Origin of the sequence: Bacteroides sp. CAG:633 (assembly GCF_000435115.1) — a bacterium.
In the GTDB taxonomy this organism is placed as follows: domain Bacteria; phylum Bacteroidota; class Bacteroidia; order Bacteroidales; family Bacteroidaceae; genus Bacteroides; species Bacteroides ndongoniae.
Map to the genome: position 1 here is coordinate 10,935 of NZ_FR883017.1, position 18,374 is coordinate 29,308.

Sequence of the window (18,374 nt, forward strand, 5' to 3'; positions counted from 1 at the left end):
TCGGAAGAGGGAAAAGGAAGGAGAGAAACAAATCTTGGGCTCTTGGCTAAAAATACTAATTTTGCATACAAAAACCTGTTTCAAAAGCTAATACCTTTTGAAATACCCAACATGGCAACTTTTCGGTTAAGAAAAATTACCTCCGAAAGCCCCTTTGGAAAAATTCTCCATCGCAAATTCCCAATCCAGATTTCGCAATTTCTGAATGTTCCAAACTCACGTCTCAGAGACCAATCCATCCCCAATTCGTTAAGGGCTCAGGAATAAGTACTTAGCTATAAAACAAAACGTTCTTTCGAATTCAAAAGCCACGGAAGCACCCTTCAAAAAAGACTTTTGCTATTATTTTATAGCTTAGTGCTGCAAACATAGGCAAAAACGCTATTAAAAAATATGTATTATGTGTAAAAAAAACTAAACAACAGAACAACCTAAACAGATTTTCTCCGTTATACTATCTAAAAGAGAGAAGAAGAGCATCAAAAGCAAATGATAAAATAGATTACAAAGTAAAACCATAATCCATACAAATAAGACCAGCTTCGCCATCCCATTATTTCACCATCCACTCTCATAACACAGCCCTCATGGCCTAAACTTCGCTGGGATATGCCCATAGAGACAACAGGACATAGCCCAACAAGCACCCCCATAAAGCCATCGCGACAAACCCATCACAAAAAACAATCAGATTATTAACCCCAAATAAATATCACGAATATGGCATTCTATAAAAAAGCATACAATAAGAAAACCGAAGTATATTATCCCCGTGCCATCACCATAGGCACCGCCATCAATACCGACCAAATAGCAGAAGCATTGGCCGACAGAAGCACCGTCACCAAAACGGACGTTAAAGCCGTATTGACGGAAATGGCAGACGTCATGTCACAATACATGGCCCAAGGCAAAAGCGTAAAACTGGAAGGACTCGGTTCTTTCCGATTAGGACTGAACACAAAAGGCGTGAAAAACGAAGAAGACTTCGATTTCCAGACACAACTGCAACGCGTAAAAGTAAATTTCACCCCCGAGACCACCTATCCTGCTTCTACAGGAGCAGCCACCCGCAGTATGGTTAGCAAAAGCCTCGAATGGATTGAATACGACAAAGCACTGACCACTCCTGACAGCAGCGAAGTAGGGACTTCATCCGGAGGTGGAGGTGAGGATCCGTTAGGATAAGCTGAACCCGTAAAAACGCAAATAAGCTGATAAAATGTAGAGGGTGTTTTATCAGCTTATTTGTTATCAAATATCGTCAGCAAAACATAAAGTACAATGCTATTGGAAAGCTATTAAAAAGGGGCTTGTCCCAACAAAACACAGCAACCTCTAAAACTCAAAATTAGATTTTCCACTTGAAAGTCCTGATTACATTATCAAAATCCATCTTCCATCTATGAGCATCACGTACCCTATACGACAAGATTACATGCGCCATTTTATCATCATTAAAGAAAAGATAGTGAAATACATGCGTATAATTATGACCAGTTCCTTTCCGTATATACTCTACCCTAATCCCATATAAATTTTCTATCTTTACCCAACGCACAGTAGGCGTGGTAATAGCCTTAAATTCTGTATCCACTTCGCCTGCCACAGCTTTTTCCTGCAAAGTATGAATATCCTCCGCTGTAAGATCCATAGATTCGGAAGACTTCAAAAAATCCCCAGGGCTTCCTCTCTCAATATCCAATATGATCCGACAATATGTTTGAAATGCCGCAGAATCCATTACAGCCAAATCTTTCTGTTGAAAAACGGGAGTGGAAATATTTATCTTATAACCATGCCAATCCGTATTTCTAACTCTTTGAGTATACAAATCATCGCTTTTTCTCAATTCCACAGTAGGAGGCACGCTAATATAAAAATCATCTCCCACCATATACTTTGTCCAATCCGCAGGAGGAGTATAGGCAAACATCTCAAAAGGTTGCACCGGCTGTGTTTCCGTTGAAAGTTTCTCGTCGTCACCGCTTCGTAAATCATGCAAAGTTTCCCTTCTTAACGCTTTTACTCCATAAAGATATCCCAACAACAGAAGATAGATGCAACTTATCCCGACAGCTACCCAACAACTATAGTTTTTTTTCATCATCTGTTTTTTCTGGATTGTCTTTAAAGCCTTGATATACCCAAATCGCAGCTAAATATAATATAAATTCCACAATAAGAATAACAAAGAATATAGATGGAGCCTCACTTTCATCCGCTACTCCCCCTGTTACAATAATTGAGGATAAAATCCATAATACACATAATAATCTGTTGTAGCCTCTATTTAAAGGGAACCAATAATTATTATGATTTGAGTTCTTAGTTTTCACAGGTTCATTTTTCCCCCATCTCAAAAAACTATTCCTACTTTCCTTTTTCTCGGTTATTTCTTCGATTTTCATAACTTATAATATTATCGCAAATAAAATCATAACGTAAGCTATAGATAAGACCACACATGCAATTCCGACTGTGAGCCATCTTTCCTGAACCTTCTCAAAGTGTTCAACAGACTTCCACCTTTTACCATCCCATGCGAGTTTATTTCCTTCTATACCAAGATACAGACATATAATTATTATCAAAATAGAGAAAAACCAGTTTTGAAATAACGCTAATAGCAACATGAATAATCCTAAACCAATTTTGCCATTAAATAGACACCATAATCCTCCAGACAAAAAGGCTCCCCAGTTAAAAGAATTAATTTTGGAAGGAAATGTCTTTTCATCAAAAGTGATCTTAAATTTCTTATTACAATGACGACATTTCATAATTGCTTCTGTTTCATTTACATAATTGCAAACAGAAAGTTCTTTTCCACAATTCGGACATACAGCCTTTTCCATGATAGTCCCCACATTATTATCTCCAGCCCCCAAGATAGTTATAAAAACACGAAGCGTGGAACTGCAATGCCCACGTCTAAAGTTGAGGTCCTGAGAAAACCTTGATACAAGTGTAGGAAATAGCAGCCCACGCTATATGCGTGAGAACCACTATGCTATCCTCTTGTATCAATTCGAAATTTCTCAGGTTTCAACTTTACAAGATAAGCATAACGCTTCTTAAAATTCTAATATGTATTGTGCAGAGTCGCTACTCTTGCACGGCAAAAATATAAAAAAAGAACTGCACTCCAAAGGTTTAATAAAAACTTTTGAAGTACAGTTCTTCCTTTTTTTGAATTCCCCCTTCTTACTTACGTCTTTACCCTCCTACTTCATCCTTTACCAAGCCATACAAAAGCTGTTCCGATTCTTGGGAAGAATCCTTCATCCCCTCGACACGGCGACAAACCATAAAGGCATGCTCTTCGCTGTGCTGCATGAAGCGACGAATGGCGGCCATAGCGGCACTGCGTACCTGATACCCACCCGACAGAAAGGCACAAACTGCCTGATCGAGAAACTCATTGGACACGCGGTCGGTCATGTCGCCCTTCTTTAACAACAGACGGGCAATGGTCAGGAAACCGCAGACCTGTGCAAGTTCGCGCTCGTCGGCAATCCATTGGAAAGCCTTGGCCGGAGCATACGGCAAATGCTGGAAAAGATTCATCGATGTAAGTTCGGCAATCTCGTTGTTGGGCATGGTGTCCACCCAGATATCGGCAATCTCGGGATAGAACGTGTCAACGGGTTGCAGCAAACCAGCCAGAATCTTGCACTCGCGAATGTCTTCTTTCCACAAGGCCTGCGCCAGCGCATGATCTTTCTCGTAAGCAGCAGCTATGCTTTTGATACGCGGCAGTTCCACACCAAAATTCAGTTTATAGACAAGACCTTTCTCGCGCATACTTTGCGACACGGCACCGTTCATCGAAAGGCGGAGCTGGGTCTTGATATCTTTCAGTTGTTCGTGTAAGTCCATCATTCAAATGCGGTATATAAAATCATTTTAGGCACGGATGACACGGATTTTCACGGATTATCTTTATTTTCCTCTCCGTGTTTTTCCGTGTAATCCGTGCCTGAATTATCCAAACAAAGCAACCTCAGGCCTTATTCGTTAACATAAGGCAGAGTAGCATAATCCTTGCTATAGCGAAGCATCTGCTCGGCATAACCTTCGTCGTAGGTCACCTTTACATCGGTGATATTGCCATTGGCATCGGTTACAGCCTCGTACTTCGGATTGACAAAACCCTTGTAAGGAGCCAGGTTCAGCTTCTTGTAGCGATCGAGCACCTCGGCATGAAGTTCAGGATCGACCTTTACGGCATAGTTCTCGACCAGCTGACGGGCTGCCTCGAAATCGCCGGTCGACTTGATACGCTGTATCTCGGCCAACAGATCGCCGAACAGGGTACGCACTTTAGCATAATCGTTCACTACCACGTAGGTCTTGCCATCTTTCTTCTTCAGTTCGACCACCTTGTCGGCAGCACCCTTCTCGTACACCCAACGGGCTATCAGGGCACGGTTGCGCATGTGGGCTTCCTCAATCTGATTACCCGGCTCAATACGAACCAACTGCGTCATCAAGCCATTCATCAGATAAGTATAGAACTGCGCTTTGTAAGCATCGGCATCGGGCAGCAGGCCAAGCTCGACCAGTTTAGGATCGGCTACGTAATACAAACCGAACAGGTCGGCACGGGCTTCTTCGATGGTAGAGCCATAAGCCTTCAGTGCATCAGGATCGACACCCGGAAGCAACTTGCCGGAACCATGTCCCAGACACTCGTGCAAGTCGGTATGAAGTTCATCGGTCAGGTCGGCATACTTGTTGATGTTGTCCAACTCGGCCTGGCTATAAACGAATTCTTCATTGAAACCATTGCCATGAGCTGCTTTGTTGTAAGCATCGGTAATGTTCCCAATAGTGACCGACTTCGAACCATGCTGGCTACGGATCCAGTTGGCATTGGGCAGGTTGATACCGATAGCCGTAGACGGGTACAAATCGCCCGCCAGGATGGCTGCGGTAATAACCTTGGCCGATACGCCCTTCACCTGCTCTTTCTTGAACTGCTTATCAACAGGCGAATGATCTTCAAACCACTGTGCATTGCTACTGATGATCTCGGTGCGGCGGGTAGCCTCAAGGTCTTTAAAATTAACCAGCGATTCCCAGCTTGCCTTCATGCCCAGCGGGTCGCCATAGCTTTCGGTAAAGCCGTTCACAAAATCGATACGTGAATTCAGGTCTTTCACCCAAAGGATGGCATAGTCATCGAATGTCTTCAAGTCGCCCGTCTCGTAATATTCTACCAGCTTGGCAATAACGGCCTTCTGTTCGGGCGTCTCGGCTACAGTTTCGGCTTTCCTCAGCCAATAAACAATCTTTTCAAGAGCTTGTCCGTAAAGACCGCCGACCTTCCATACTTTCTCCTGAATTTTTCCGTTTTCCTTCACCAGACGGCTGTTCAGTCCGTAAGAAACCGGAGTTTCATCTTTCGGATCCTTCAAAGCGTTATAAAAGTCTTCGGCCTCTTTCTGCGTCACTCCTTCGTAATAGTTGCAGGCAGAAGTGAGCACCAGATCTTCGCCATCGGCCTGATTAACACGCTTGGGCATCACAGCCGGATCGAAAATCACCGGAAATATCTCATCGCAGAACTGATCCAATGTCTGCCCTTCGGCCAAAGGAAGTTCGGAAGCATCTACACTGGCCAAAGCCTGCTTGAAAAATTCGGGAGTAAAGCCCGGCACAAACTTCTCGCATCCGTAATGATGGTGAATGCCGTTGGAGAACCATACCCGTTTCAGATACACTTCCATTGCCTTGAAATCGGCAGAATTCTTATCGCCTTTATAGCCGGTATAAACAGCTTCGAGTGCACGGCGAATACGAAGATTGTATTTACCATTCTGGTCGAACAGAATATCGCGACCCTGCAAAGCCGCTTCAGTCAGGTAGTAAACCAGTTCTTTCTGTTTCAGGGACAGGTCTTCAAACCCAGGCACCCGATAACGTAAAATCTGTAAATCAGCAAATTGTTCCACTGTATAATCAAATTTGTCTGCCTCGGCAGTTGTTGTTTTGGGATTTCCGCCACATGCAGCCAATAAAGCTACCCCAGCGGCCATCGATAATAATTGTTTCTTCATCATATTCAAAATAAGGACAAGATTCGCATTAAAATAAACTACTCAAAAAAAACAGTAGCTAATGATATCTGTATTTTTAAACGAGAAAAGGAAGTATTCCAAAACCCAGTTTCAGAATATTTCCTTTTTACGAGCTTTCCCACTTTCGCAAACTCAATTAACCATTCCCATGTTGTGTCATGAAATTAAATTTGCGAAACTCGGCCAAGCTTTATGCAAGCTTTTCACTTTTTATTTTTCTCGGCATGACGTTTACGGTAACCGTTTGGAGTCTCGCCCATATTCTTGTAGAATGCAGCATAGAACGACTGACGATTGGCGAAGCCTACCATCGTGCTGATTTCTTCTACATTTTTGTCGGCACAACGCTTATCGGTCAACAAATGCAATGCATCCTTGATTCTATATTCATTCAACAAACAAGAATAATTCATTCCAAAACGAGAATTAACCACAGCAGACAAATAACGTGTATTTGTTTGTAACTCCTTTGCCAAATCTTTGGCTGAATAATCGGGATCTCTGTACTTCTTCTGCACAACAATAATGTTCAATATTTTGTCGTACAACTCATCTGCCAATTCCGGACGGATCAAAGAACGGTAGGCAGCATTCTTTTCTTTCTTCTCGCGCAGGTTGTAAGGACGCTTCTTTGAAGTTTCTTCCTGCACTTTGTTTTCTAAATCACTCATTTTACTTAACTGGTTAGGGGTTTATTCATTTCAAGAAAATCTCAACAATTTCCTTATTAGACTTTACAAAAGTCTGACATTTTTTTTTTATATGCAACTTTTTCCGTACATATTTTTAGTGCATAAACATGCAAAATATGGATATAAAGCGTCTAAAGCAGGTCTAATAAGATTTTTTAACGTATAATTGCTTTCTACACTTGACAAATTAATAATAAACAAGCATTCAAAGAATTGCAGACATTCCTGATAAATAATGTAATTTTGTCCCCTGAAACCAAACATCATTTTATGCTACATACCCTCAAGACATATTTCGGTTACGACAGTTTCCGCCCCCAACAAGAAGAAATTATCCGTCACCTGCTACAGAAAAAAGATGCGCTGGTACTAATGCCTACCGGAGGAGGCAAATCCATTTGTTACCAGATACCTGCACTTCTTTGCGAAGGTACAGCCATCGTAATTTCTCCACTTATTTCCTTGATGAAAGATCAGGTAGAGAGTCTGTGTACCAACGGAATAGCTGCCGCTGCGCTGAACAGCAACAATGATGAAACCGAGAACATGCAGATCCGCCGTTCCTGCATGGAAGGCAAACTGAAACTACTGTATATCTCGCCAGAAAAACTGTTGGCCGAAGCCAACTACCTGTTGCGCGACATACACATCTCGTTTTTTGCCATCGATGAAGCACATTGCATCTCGCAATGGGGACACGACTTCCGCCCCGAATATACCCAACTGGGTATTTTGCGAGACATGTTTCCACGGATACCTATCATTGCCCTGACCGCCACCGCCGACAAACTGACCCGGCAGGACATCGTTAAACAGATGCGACTACGAGAGCCGCGCATCTTTATATCATCATTCGACCGTCCCAACCTAAGTCTGACTGTGAAACGAGGGTATCAGCAAAAAGAGAAAAGCAAAGCGATTCTCGACTTTATAGAAAGACACCGGGGAGAAAGCGGAATCATCTACTGTATGAGCCGGAACAAAACGGAAACAGTAGCACAAATGCTACGGAAAAACGGAATACGGGCAGCCATCTATCATGCTGGACTGGAGACAGAAAAACGAAATCAGGCACAGGAAGATTTCATCAACGACCGCGTACAGGTGGTATGCGCCACAGTCGCCTTTGGCATGGGGATCGACAAAAGCAACGTGCGCTGGGTGATACACTATAACCTGCCCAAAAGCATTGAAAGCTTTTATCAGGAGATTGGACGTGCCGGACGCGACGGACTGCCCAGTGACACCCTGCTATTTTACTCTATGGCTGACCTCATTCTACTGACTAAGTTTGCTACCGAAAGCGGGCAGCGTGATATTAATCTGGAAAAGCTGCACCGCATGCAACAGTATGCCGAAGCCGACATCTGCCGGCGGCGTATTCTGCTGAACTACTTCGGCGAACAGCGAACGCACGATTGTGGTAATTGCGATGTATGCAGAAATCCGCCCGAGCGCTTCGACGGTACCATCATCGTACAAAAGGCTTTAAGCGCCATCGCACGTACCAACCAGCAGGTAGGCACACAAATGCTGATAGACATTCTGCGAGGCAACCTGAACGCAGAGCTGAAAGAGAAAGAATACCATCAGTTGAAAACATACGGAGCAGGACGAGACATTCCTGCCCGCGACTGGCAAGACTATCTGCTGCAAATGCTACAACTGGGATACTTCGAGATAGCCTATAACGAAAACAATCATTTAAAGATTACTCCTGCCGGCAGCGACGTACTCTTCGGCAGGGAAAAAGCAAGTCTGGTAGTCATCAGACGCGAAGAAACAAAAGATAAGAAACAAAGCAAATACAGAAAGGTTGTCAGTACGCCCCAACTCCCCCTCGCCGGCATCGAAACCGGAGAAGAAGAACTGTTCGAAGCATTAAAAGCCTTACGCAAGCGTCTGGCCGACGAAGAAGTCCTGCCCGCCTACATTGTATTATCCGATAAAGTATTGCACCTGTTGGTGCAACAAAGGCCAACCACTATCGAAGCATTCGGAAACATCAGTGGCATAGGCGAATACAAGAAACGCAAATACGGCCAAGCCTTCGTCGAACTAATCAGACGATTTGTCTGAGGTGTAACGCTTTATTTGCTCTGGCGCATCAAGTCGCGGACTTCGCTTTGAGGAACTCCCAACGAAACTGCTTTTTCAAAATCCTGTTTAGCCTGAGCCTTCTTCTTCTGAAGCAGATAAATACGCCCACGCATCAGATAGGCTTCGGCCTGGCTGGGGTCGAGCTGAATAGCTTTCTCCAAATCAAGCATAGCCAGATCGCTTTTCAGCATATCCAGCTCCACACCGGCACGGGCCACATAGATAACAGCCAGTTCATGCGGTGTATAAGGTGTCGCCCCACCCTTATCGGCCAGCATTCCATCGAGCACCATCAAGGCTTCATCATACTTAGTGTCGCGCTGACAGAGTGTGGCCAATCCCAACCGACCACTGTAACTTTGCGGTTCCACCTTCAGTAAAGTATCGTAATCCTGACGGGCCAACTTATAGCTTCGCTGCTGCATGTAGATATATGCACGCATCAACAAAGCCTCACGATTGTGCGGATCAAACTCCAGAACCTGAGAATAATCGGCACGGGCTTTATCGTCTTGCCCCAGTTCCAAAGCAAGCGTAGCATGATTCATCAAAATAGGAATGGACATAGGTGCGATGTTCAATGCCATCCGATAAGACTCCAAAGCCAGTTCATACCGGTGTTGCCGGCGCTGGATAGTGCCCAGATTGGAAAACAGCAAGGCATTATGCGGATTGGCAGGTTCGAGCTGCAATGCCTGACGGATGTATGACTCAGCCTGCTGAAGACTGTCCTGTTCGGTCGCTGCCACCGCACGCTCGCACAATTCGTTATAAGTCTGCGCCGCAGCCGGAAGAATAGAGAAAGCTGCCAGAAGAAAAGAAAACGTAATTTGTTTCATAAGTCAAAGAAGGATTAGTAGGGAAAAAACAAATCAATACAGCCCTGATGACATATAGCGTTCGCCTGTATCGGGCAAAAGTACAACAATACATTTATCTTTCATCTCGGGCCGATTTGCCAAAACACTGGCGGCATGAAGCGCAGCACCCGAAGAGATACCGGCAAGCAGTCCTTCGGTAGCAGCCAGCTCGCGGGATGCACGGAAAGCATCGTCATCGGCCACTGGAATAACCTCATCTATAACAGAAGCGTCGTAATTGCCCGGTATGAAATTAGCACCGATTCCTTGAAGGCGATGTGGTCCTGGCTTACCGCCTTCGAGTACAGGCGATGCAGCCGGTTCGACAGCTACTACACGAACCCGAGGATTATGTTTCTTCAACGCACGGGCTACTCCGCTGACTGTACCTCCCGTCCCGACTCCTGCCACGAAGACATCGACCTTTCCGTCCGTATCGGCCCACACTTCTTCGCCGGTCGTACATTCATGTACGGCAGCGTTCGACGGATTATCAAACTGTTGAAGAATAACGGCACCGGGCGTAGCATCGCGCAATGCCTCGGCTTTGGCAATGGAACCCGCCATACCTTCGGCACCCGGTGTCAGCACAATTTCCGCTCCAAGTGCTTTCAGCAGGTTACGACGTTCCAGACTCATGGTTTCGGGCATGGTCAGCACCAGCCGATACCCTTTGATAGTAGCGACCATGGCAAGGCCAATGCCGGTATTTCCGCTGGTAGGCTCAATCAGGGTTGCACCGGGTTTCAGCACACCCCGTTTCTCGGCATCTTCAATCATAGCCAATGCCGTACGTGCCTTGACACTGCCCGAAGGATTAAACATTTCAAGTTTTGCCACAAGCGGGCAAGACAAACCATGCAGACGGCTGTATGCTGACAATTCCATAAGCCGCGTATGTCCTACAAGGTCGATAAGGTTCTTTGCTATCTTCTGCATATCACAACTAATTATCTCATTTTATTTTAATATCAGTCTTCCTTTTCCAACCGCACAAAAGAGGTAAAACTGATAGTCTCCAATTGTTTAAAAGCCTCTTTTCGGTATTTGCACTCCAACGGACAGCAATCGCAACGCGAACGGTCAAAGATATTGCAAGGATCCAGATGGACAGTCAACTGAATGCGGTCAGCAAAACGCTCCTCAAGGGCAGCCTTCAGCCGGTCGCCCGATTTGTGTCCTTCTTCTATTGTATAGTACCAAGGTATGGTAAGGTCACAATCCATATACAGAAAACTTCCATACTTAATGACTTTGGTATTGTGAATATCTATCCATTCAGGACCACGCTTCTCGTTGAGAGTTTCGGCCAGCTGTTGCAACAATTCTTCATCGGCTTTATCAAGCAAGTTGGCAGTAGTCTTACGTAAAATAGATATGCCGGTAAAAATGATAATACATCCGAAAAGTAATGCCAGCGCACTATCTATCCACATGATGTGTGTGAAATGCAGCAGCAACAAACCAGCTACCAACCCAATAGTAGAATAGGTATCCGACTGCAAATGCTTGCCGCCTGCCACCAGTGCAACAGATGAATAACGCTTTCCGGTACGGATACTGTACCATCCCATCGCATAATTCAGCAAACCCGAAAGTGCTACAATGATAATACCAATATCGAGCCGCTGTACTTCTACCGGAAAGAACAGCCGTTTGATACCTTCGTAAATAATCATCAGCCCGGCCATACTGATCATGATGCCTTCTACCGAGGCCGAAAGTAACTCAACCTTTCCGTGACCAAAAGGATGACTCTTGTCTTTAGGACGAGCCGACCAATAGAGTGCATACAAGCTCATGGCACCCGCCGCAACATTAACAATACTTTCAAGAGCATCGGTCAGAATACCGACAGAATCTGTCAGCCAATAAGCAACGAACTTCCCTACAAGAATCAGAAAAGAGAGGAGCAGAATCTTCTGCTGCACTCTCTGTTTCAAAACTTCTTCTTTCATCGGACTTACATCAAGCCTTCTTCAAATAATCCACCAGCCAGGCACCTACTTCTTTTGTACCATACTTGGCACCACCTTCTACCTGAATTTCGGGGGTACGAACATTGGCATCGAGCGAAGCATCAACGGCACGACGAATAAGGGCGCCTTCTTCTTTCAAATCAAAATATTCGAAAAGCATAGCCACAGACAGTACCTGAGCCAGCGGATTGGCAATGTTCAATCCTTTGGCCTGTGGCCACGAACCGTGAATGGGTTCGAATACCGGTGTGCTCTCTCCCGTTGAAGCGGAAGGCAACAAACCCATCGAACCACTGATCACAGAACCTTCATCGGTCAGGATGTCACCAAAAGTATTTTCGGTCACCATCACGTCGAAGAAACGCGGTTCCTGAATCATCTTCATGGCTGCATTATCCACAAACATGTAGTCGGTCGTTACTTCAGGGTATTGCGGAGCCATCTCCTGAGCAATCTGACGCCAAAGGCGGGAAGAAGCCAGAACATTAGCCTTGTCGACCACAGTAAGATGCTTGCGACGCTTCATGGCATATTCGAAACCTACGCGAAGGATACGTTCAATCTCGGGACGAGTGTAATAGTTCGTATCCCATGCCTTGTCATTATCCTGATACTTCTCGCCGAAATACATACCGCCCGTCAGTTCACGGATGCAGAGGAAGTCAGCTCCTTCAACCAGCTCGGCACGCAGAGGCGACTTATGAAGCAAACATTTGAAAGTCTGTACGGGACGGATATTGGCAAAAAGTCCCAGTTTCTTGCGCATGGCCAGCAGTCCTTGTTCTGGGCGCACTTTGGCCGTAGGATCATTATCGAACTTAGGATCGCCTACTGCCGAAAAAAGTACGGCATCGGCATTCTTACATATATTATAGGTATCTTCGGGGAAGGGATCGCCCACTTCATCGATAGCATGTGCACCACAAATGGCATATTCATACGTCACCTTGTGACCAAACTTCTCGCAAACGGCGGTCATTACATCCACACCTACGGCGGATATTTCGGGGCCGATACCGTCACCGGCCAATACTGCTACTTTCAGTTCCATATTGTTTATTCGTTATTTTTCAGTAATTCTTTCACTTTATCTTTGTATTTTCTATTCTTACGGAGCCGACGGTCGCCTGCAATGAAACCGCACGTCAGCAAAGCTGACACCACAAGATTCACCAGCAAATTACCGTCTTTCCATTCCTTATCGGGACTGAGCCAACGCAAACCGACGTTGACACCCAGCACCAGAATGAATATCAGCACATAAAGTTGCCAAGGCTTCAATACAATCTTTCTCATCACTTCTTTCAATTTCTATTAGCTGCAAAAACTGTACAAAACCAAAGATACTAAAGTCCCGACAAGGTAGAGTACTTCGCAACGCTAATTTTTGTTTTCGTATTCGTCTTCTATCATGTTCAGCATCTTCATCGTAGCCTTGATAGCAGCTTCCGTCTGGTCGGCATCAAGACCGCGGGTACGGAAAACTTTGTCATCGAAGCTCCATGTGATGACTGTCTGCACGAAAGCGTCGGTACGTCCTCCGGGCGGAATGCTGACAGCATAATTGGTCAGCATGGGGAAACGCCGTCCCAACGTGCCTTTATATACTTTACGCAAGGCACGGACAAAAGCATCGTACTGACCGTCACCGCTACTGTTTTCCTCATACTCCTGTCCGTTGATTTCCACCTTGATGGTAGCCATCGGTTTGAGACCATAAGCCAGATTGACGATGTAACTCTTCAGTTTGACACGCTCGGTACGGACATCGTGTTTCAGGACGTCGGAAACAATGTAGGGCAAGTCTTCTTGCGTGACAAGTTCTTTCTTATCGCCCAGTTCGATGATGCGTTCGGTAACCTTGCGCATGGATTCCTCGTCCAGTTGCAGTCCCAGATCTTCCAGATTCTTACGGATATTGGCCTTACCGGAATTCTTGCCTAAAGCATACTCACGACGACGGCCGAAGCGTTCGGGCAGAAGGTCATTATAGTAGAGATTACGTTTGTTATCACCATCGGCATGAACTCCCGCTACCTGCGTAAAGACATTTTCGCCCACAATAGGTTTGTTGGCAGGAATGGCAATACCGGAGTACGACTCTACCACGCGGCTAACCTCGTTCAGACGACTTTCATCGATGCCTGTCACGGCGTTGAAGTGGTCTTTCAGAATGGCCTGTACACTGGCCAGCGGTGCATTTCCTGCCCGTTCGCCCAAACCATTGATTGTTGTGTGCAAACCGCGGCAACCACTTAACACAGCCGCCAGAACATTGGAAACGGCCAAATCGTAATCGTTATGAGCATGAAAGTCAAAGTGTGCCTGCGGATAACGCTTCTTCATCTTGCGCATGTATTCAATCACTTGCAACGGATTGAGGATACCCAACGTATCGGGCAACATGAAACGGCGAATACCCGTACCAGTCAATGCATCCATCAGCTGAAAAACATAATCGGGCGAATCTTTCATTCCATTACTCCAATCCTCCAGATAGACATTCACCTCCATATCAAGCGACTCTGCGTAATCGACTACAGCATGAATATCGGCAATATGTTCTTCGGGTGTCTTTTTCAACTGGTAGGTGCAATGTTTCATCGAGCCTTTGCACAACAGGTTGATAACACGACAACCGGTAGCATGTATCCAGTCCACAGAAGCATGCCCGTCCACAAAACCAAGCACTTCGACACGCTGCAACAAGCCCCGACGTGCTGCCCAGTCGCATATCATGCGTACGGCATTGGCCTCGCCGTCGGACACACGGGCTGAAGCTATCTCCACGCGATCTACCTTCAGCTCCTCCAACAGCAGACGAGCAATCATCAGCTTTTCATGAGGCACGAAAGATACACCGCTGGTCTGTTCGCCGTCGCGCAGCGTGGTGTCCATTATTTCTATTTTTGGATGATTCATTATTTATCAGTTATTATAGCATACAGATGACACAACGTATAAACAACCTGTGGCCATCTCGTAAAATCAGTGTCATCCGCGTACTTTCGATTCGTACTCTTCTATCTTCCCTTTGTTCTCTACAAGGAAATCGATGTCATCCAGTCCGTTCATCAGACAATGCTTCTTGTAAGCATTGATTTCGAAAGTTTCGCTACGGCCTGTCACCTTGTTGGTTACGGTCTGGGCTGGCAGATTTACTTCGACTTCAGCCTTCGGATTGGCAGCAATACTGTCGAAGAGTTCCTGCAAGAAGCTTTCGCTTACTACTACAGGCAATACGAAGTTGTTCAGTTCGTTATTCTTATGAATATCGGCAAAGAAACTGGAAATGACTACACGGAAACCATATCCGGCAATGGCCCAGGCAGCATGTTCGCGACTAGAACCGGAACCGAAATTCTTTCCGGCCACAAGAATACAACCACTGTAAGTAGGATTATTCAGCACGAAATCCTTATTCAAAGTTCCGTCGGCATTGTAACGCCAGTCACGGAAAAGGTTGTCGCCAAAGAACTTTTCCTCGCGGGTAGTGGCTTTAAGAAAACGGGCAGGAATAATCTGGTCTGTATCTACGTTCTCCAATGGAAGAGGTACGCAGGTAGAAGTTATGATGTTGAATTTCTGTTTCATCTTGATGAATGAAGAATTAAGAATGAATAATTAAGAATTTTCAGGAATGAAGAACCAAGAACAAAGAACAAACATCCGCTATATGCTGCACACAGAGGAAATTCTTCATTCTTAATTCTTCATTCTTCATTTATAAAAGTTCTCGCGGATCGGTTATCACACCCGTCACAGCAGCAGCGGCAGCAGTCAGCGGACTGGCCAGCAACGTGCGTGAACCGGGTCCCTGACGTCCTTCAAAGTTACGATTCGAAGTAGATACTGCATACTTACCTGCGGGCACTTTATCATCGTTCATTGCCAGACAAGCCGAACAACCGGGCTGACGGATCTCGAAACCGGCCTCGGCAAGTACTTTGTCCAAACCTTCTTCGCGTATCTGTGCATCGACCATCCACGAACCGGGCACCAGCCACGCTACTACGTGCGAAGCCTTTTTCCGTCCCTTTACGATGGAGGCAAAAGCACGGAAGTCCTCGATGCGGCCATTGGTACATGCTCCTAAGAATACATAATCAATCTGTTTGCCCAGCAACTGTTCGCCCGGCTGGAAACCCATATAGTCGAGCGACTTTCTGAACGATGCCTGAGCAGCCTCGCCCATACCTTCTGTAGTAGGAATGTGCTGTGTAATGCCCATTCCCATACCGGGATTGGTTCCGTAAGTAATCATAGGTTCAATGTCGGCTGCATCGAAACGTACTTCTTTGTCGAATACGGCATTGTCGTCACTCTTCAATGTTTTCCAATAAGCTACAGCCTTATCCCATGCTTCGCCTTTCGGTGCATATTCTCTACCTTTTATATAGGCAAATGTCACTTCATCGGGGGCTACCATACCACCACGTGCCCCCATCTCGATCGAAAGGTTGCACAGCGTCAGTCGGCCTTCCATTGTCAGGCTGCGTACGGCCTCACCGGCATATTCTACAAAATAGCCCGTAGCTCCGCTGGTCGTCATCTTCGACATCATGTAGAGGGCCAGATCTTTGGCTGTCACACCCTTGCCCAATTGTCCGTCTACAGTAATGCGCATTGTCTTCGGACGAGTCTGAAGAATGCACTGTGAAGCCATAACCATCTCGACTTCACTGGTACCGATACCAAAAGCTACCGCACCCATTGCTCCGTGAGTCGAAGTATGCGAGTCGCCACATACAATCGTCATGCCCGGTAAGGTCAGACCACGTTCGGGACCTACTACGTGAATAATACCATTCTTTGGATTCATCATGCCGAAATGTGTCAGTCCGAATTCTTCGGCATTACGGGCCAAAGTATCGACTTGTGTACGCGAAACAGGATCTTCGATAGGCTTGTCCTGGTCGTGTGTCGGAGTATTATGATCGGGCATACAGAATATCTTCTCAGGGCGGAAACAGCGGAGTCCGCGTGCACGCAGCCCTTCGAAAGCCTGCGGACTGGTCACTTCGTGGCAATAAAGGCGGTCAATATAGAGTTGTGTAGGGCCGTCCTCCACTTTCTGTACCACGTGGGCGTCCCAGATTTTATCAAACAGTGTATTCATTTTCTAAAACAGTTATTTATACAAATCAATTGCTTAAGAGAAAGTTATATAATATATAAGGTATAGATCAATCCAACTTGAATTTATTGATACAGTCGATGTAGGCCTCGACAGATGCTGCAATGATATCGGTATTGGCACCGAAACCGTAATAAACACGGTTATCATATTCTACCTGCATGTGAACCTTACCCATATCATCGCTGCCCTTACTGATGGCCTGAATTGTGAATTCCTTCAATGTCATCTGGCGGTCTATAATCTTCTTCAACGCCTTAATGGCAGCATCTACCGGACCGTTTCCACTGGCCGCAGCTTCAAACTTCTCGCCCGAAATGTTCAGGCCAAGGCTGGCTACCGAACGTACACCGACACCACTGGTCACTTGCAGATACTCCAGTTTGATACGGTGATTGTGCGAACGGTCAGCACCGGCAAGTACCAGAATATCATCATCGTTGATGTCCTTTTTCTTATCGGCCAGCTTCAGGAAGTCCTCATAAACCTTATCCAACTTTTCCTGATCGAGTTTTACTCCCAGTACTTCCAGACGGTTCTTTAATGCAGCACGTCCGCTACGGGCTGTCAGGACAATAGAGTTATCATCAATGCCGACGTCGTGCGGATCGATAATTTCATAAGTCTGTACATTCTTCAGCACGCCGTCCTGATGAATACCCGAAGAATGCGCAAAAGCATTCCTACCTACAATAGCCTTGTTGGGCTGCACAGGCATGTTCATCAGGCTGGAAACCATACGGCTTGTCGGATATATTTTTTGAGTATTAATGTTCGTCTCAATATCTATGTCTTTATGACACTTGATAATCATGGCAACTTCTTCGAGCGACGTGTTTCCGGCACGTTCGCCAATACCGTTGATAGTAACCTCCACCTGACGGGCACCGTTCAGCACGCCAGCCATGGTATTAGCAGTAGCCATTCCGAGGTCGTTATGACAATGAGTCGATATAATAGCATTGTGAATACCGTCCACATGCTCCATCAGGTATTTTATCTTTGCCCCATACTCCGATGGCAGGCAATATCCTGTTGTATCAGGAATATTCACTACCGTAGCTCCAGCTTTGATAACCGCTTCAATAACACGAGCCAGATATTCATTTTCCGTACGACCGGCATCCTCTGCATAAAATTCCACATCGTCTACAAAACGGCGCGCATATTTCACTGCTGCTACTGCCCGCTCGATTATCTCTTCACGATTGGAATTGAATTTGTATTTGATATGCGAATCTGAAGTTCCGATACCAGTATGGATACGTTTGCGCTTGGCATATTTCAAAGCTTCGGCAGCTACATCAATATCTTTCTGTACAGCACGTGTCAATGCGCAAATAGTAGGCCATGTCACAGCTTTTGAAATCTCAATCACCGAATTAAAGTCTCCCGGACTTGAAATAGGGAAACCGGCCTCAATCACGTCAACTCCCAATAATTCCAGTTGCTTTGCTACCTGAATCTTTTCCACCGTGTTCAACTGGCATCCCGGAACCTGCTCACCATCGCGGAGCGTC

At 45.6% G+C, this 18,374-nt stretch carries 18 protein-coding genes; 3 read left to right on the plus strand and 15 right to left on the minus strand.

Annotated elements, in window-relative coordinates; genetic code table 11:
• Both QVP67_RS03485 and QVP67_RS03490 read left to right on the plus strand, forming a co-directional pair.
• On the plus strand, positions 1-267 hold a 267-nt coding region (locus QVP67_RS03485; RefSeq protein WP_288179862.1), incomplete at its 5' end, for a hypothetical protein.
• A 453-nt stretch (positions 268-720) separates the two neighbouring features.
• Complete coding sequence (locus QVP67_RS03490) at positions 721-1,188, plus strand: HU family DNA-binding protein (RefSeq protein ID WP_022162166.1); 468 nt, start codon at positions 721-723, stop codon at positions 1,186-1,188.
• A 163-nt stretch (positions 1,189-1,351) separates the two neighbouring features.
• Here the strand turns inward: QVP67_RS03490 and QVP67_RS03495 are convergent, their stop codons facing one another.
• The 6 genes from QVP67_RS03495 to QVP67_RS03520 form a co-directional block, all read right to left on the minus strand.
• On the minus strand, positions 1,352-2,110 hold the full coding sequence (locus tag QVP67_RS03495; RefSeq protein ID WP_288179863.1) for a hypothetical protein: 759 nt from the start codon (positions 2,108-2,110) through the stop codon (positions 1,352-1,354).
• Positions 2,091-2,411, minus strand: coding sequence for a hypothetical protein (locus QVP67_RS03500; RefSeq protein WP_022162168.1), 321 nt, complete (start codon positions 2,409-2,411; stop codon positions 2,091-2,093). The genes QVP67_RS03495 and QVP67_RS03500 overlap by 20 nt, the downstream gene beginning before the upstream one ends.
• Before the next feature lie 3 nt (positions 2,412-2,414).
• Positions 2,415-2,858: a hypothetical protein gene (locus tag QVP67_RS03505; RefSeq protein ID WP_288179864.1), complete on the minus strand. Its 444-nt coding sequence runs from the start codon at positions 2,856-2,858 to the stop codon at positions 2,415-2,417.
• Between the two features lie 361 nt (positions 2,859-3,219).
• The gene (locus QVP67_RS03510) at positions 3,220-3,882 is read right to left on the minus strand and encodes a DNA alkylation repair protein (RefSeq protein WP_022162170.1); all 663 of its coding nucleotides are present in this window, start codon (positions 3,880-3,882) and stop codon (positions 3,220-3,222) included.
• 131 nt (positions 3,883-4,013) lie between these two features.
• Entirely contained in the window at positions 4,014-6,065 is a 2,052-nt protein-coding gene (locus tag QVP67_RS03515; protein ID WP_288179868.1) for a dipeptidyl-peptidase 3 family protein, read from the minus strand.
• A gap of 224 nt (positions 6,066-6,289) precedes the next feature.
• The gene (locus QVP67_RS03520) at positions 6,290-6,757 is read right to left on the minus strand and encodes a helix-turn-helix domain-containing protein (protein WP_022162172.1); all 468 of its coding nucleotides are present in this window, start codon (positions 6,755-6,757) and stop codon (positions 6,290-6,292) included.
• Between the two features lie 291 nt (positions 6,758-7,048).
• Between QVP67_RS03520 and recQ the strand changes: the two genes are divergently transcribed.
• Positions 7,049-8,857: a DNA helicase RecQ gene (recQ, locus tag QVP67_RS03525; RefSeq protein WP_288179865.1), complete on the plus strand. Its 1,809-nt coding sequence runs from the start codon at positions 7,049-7,051 to the stop codon at positions 8,855-8,857.
• An 11-nt stretch (positions 8,858-8,868) separates the two neighbouring features.
• On the opposite strand, the gene QVP67_RS03530 is transcribed toward recQ, so the two are convergent.
• The 9 genes from QVP67_RS03530 to QVP67_RS03570 form a co-directional block, all read right to left on the minus strand.
• Positions 8,869-9,717 carry a tetratricopeptide repeat protein gene (locus QVP67_RS03530; protein ID WP_022162174.1) on the minus strand — a complete coding sequence of 283 codons (849 nt, stop codon included), beginning with the start codon at positions 9,715-9,717 and terminating at the stop codon, positions 8,869-8,871.
• A gap of 33 nt (positions 9,718-9,750) precedes the next feature.
• A complete protein-coding gene (gene cysK / locus QVP67_RS03535; protein ID WP_022162175.1) occupies positions 9,751-10,677 on the minus strand; it encodes a cysteine synthase A in 927 nt (308 codons plus the stop codon).
• A 32-nt stretch (positions 10,678-10,709) separates the two neighbouring features.
• The gene (locus QVP67_RS03540; protein ID WP_022162176.1) at positions 10,710-11,696 is read right to left on the minus strand and encodes a cation diffusion facilitator family transporter; all 987 of its coding nucleotides are present in this window, start codon (positions 11,694-11,696) and stop codon (positions 10,710-10,712) included.
• Between the two features lie 10 nt (positions 11,697-11,706).
• On the minus strand, positions 11,707-12,768 hold the full coding sequence (leuB, locus tag QVP67_RS03545) for a 3-isopropylmalate dehydrogenase (RefSeq protein ID WP_022162177.1): 1,062 nt from the start codon (positions 12,766-12,768) through the stop codon (positions 11,707-11,709).
• A 5-nt stretch (positions 12,769-12,773) separates the two neighbouring features.
• The gene (locus QVP67_RS03550) at positions 12,774-13,013 is read right to left on the minus strand and encodes a hypothetical protein (protein ID WP_022162178.1); all 240 of its coding nucleotides are present in this window, start codon (positions 13,011-13,013) and stop codon (positions 12,774-12,776) included.
• Positions 13,014-13,097: 84 nt separating this feature from the next.
• Positions 13,098-14,639, minus strand: coding sequence for an alpha-isopropylmalate synthase regulatory domain-containing protein (locus tag QVP67_RS03555; protein WP_235817051.1), 1,542 nt, complete (start codon positions 14,637-14,639; stop codon positions 13,098-13,100).
• Between the two features lie 72 nt (positions 14,640-14,711).
• On the minus strand, positions 14,712-15,311 hold the full coding sequence (gene leuD, locus QVP67_RS03560; RefSeq protein WP_022162180.1) for a 3-isopropylmalate dehydratase small subunit: 600 nt from the start codon (positions 15,309-15,311) through the stop codon (positions 14,712-14,714).
• Positions 15,312-15,441: 130 nt separating this feature from the next.
• The gene (leuC, locus tag QVP67_RS03565) at positions 15,442-16,836 is read right to left on the minus strand and encodes a 3-isopropylmalate dehydratase large subunit (protein ID WP_022162181.1); all 1,395 of its coding nucleotides are present in this window, start codon (positions 16,834-16,836) and stop codon (positions 15,442-15,444) included.
• A gap of 67 nt (positions 16,837-16,903) precedes the next feature.
• Positions 16,904-18,374, minus strand: a 1,471-nt coding sequence (locus QVP67_RS03570) for a 2-isopropylmalate synthase (RefSeq protein WP_288179866.1), incomplete at its 5' end; no start/stop codon positions are given.

Coding starts and splice junctions, on each gene's coding strand:
- cysK (WP_022162175.1), bottom strand. CDS start 10,677: ATGCAGAAGATAGCAAAGAACCTTATCGACCTTGTAGGACATACGCGG.
- QVP67_RS03495 (WP_288179863.1), bottom strand. CDS start 2,110: ATGATGAAAAAAAACTATAGTTGTTGGGTAGCTGTCGGGATAAGTTGC.
- recQ (WP_288179865.1), top strand. CDS start 7,049: ATGCTACATACCCTCAAGACATATTTCGGTTACGACAGTTTCCGCCCC.
- QVP67_RS03500 (WP_022162168.1), bottom strand. CDS start 2,411: ATGAAAATCGAAGAAATAACCGAGAAAAAGGAAAGTAGGAATAGTTTT.
- QVP67_RS03505 (WP_288179864.1), bottom strand. CDS start 2,858: ATGGAAAAGGCTGTATGTCCGAATTGTGGAAAAGAACTTTCTGTTTGC.
- leuD (WP_022162180.1), bottom strand. CDS start 15,311: ATGAAACAGAAATTCAACATCATAACTTCTACCTGCGTACCTCTTCCA.
- leuB (WP_022162177.1), bottom strand. CDS start 12,768: ATGGAACTGAAAGTAGCAGTATTGGCCGGTGACGGTATCGGCCCCGAA.
- QVP67_RS03540 (WP_022162176.1), bottom strand. CDS start 11,696: ATGAAAGAAGAAGTTTTGAAACAGAGAGTGCAGCAGAAGATTCTGCTC.
- QVP67_RS03550 (WP_022162178.1), bottom strand. CDS start 13,013: ATGAGAAAGATTGTATTGAAGCCTTGGCAACTTTATGTGCTGATATTC.
- QVP67_RS03530 (WP_022162174.1), bottom strand. CDS start 9,717: ATGAAACAAATTACGTTTTCTTTTCTTCTGGCAGCTTTCTCTATTCTT.
- QVP67_RS03555 (WP_235817051.1), bottom strand. CDS start 14,639: ATGAATCATCCAAAAATAGAAATAATGGACACCACGCTGCGCGACGGC.
- QVP67_RS03510 (WP_022162170.1), bottom strand. CDS start 3,882: ATGGACTTACACGAACAACTGAAAGATATCAAGACCCAGCTCCGCCTT.
- QVP67_RS03490 (WP_022162166.1), top strand. CDS start 721: ATGGCATTCTATAAAAAAGCATACAATAAGAAAACCGAAGTATATTAT.
- QVP67_RS03520 (WP_022162172.1), bottom strand. CDS start 6,757: ATGAGTGATTTAGAAAACAAAGTGCAGGAAGAAACTTCAAAGAAGCGT.
- leuC (WP_022162181.1), bottom strand. CDS start 16,836: ATGAATACACTGTTTGATAAAATCTGGGACGCCCACGTGGTACAGAAA.
- QVP67_RS03515 (WP_288179868.1), bottom strand. CDS start 6,065: ATGAAGAAACAATTATTATCGATGGCCGCTGGGGTAGCTTTATTGGCT.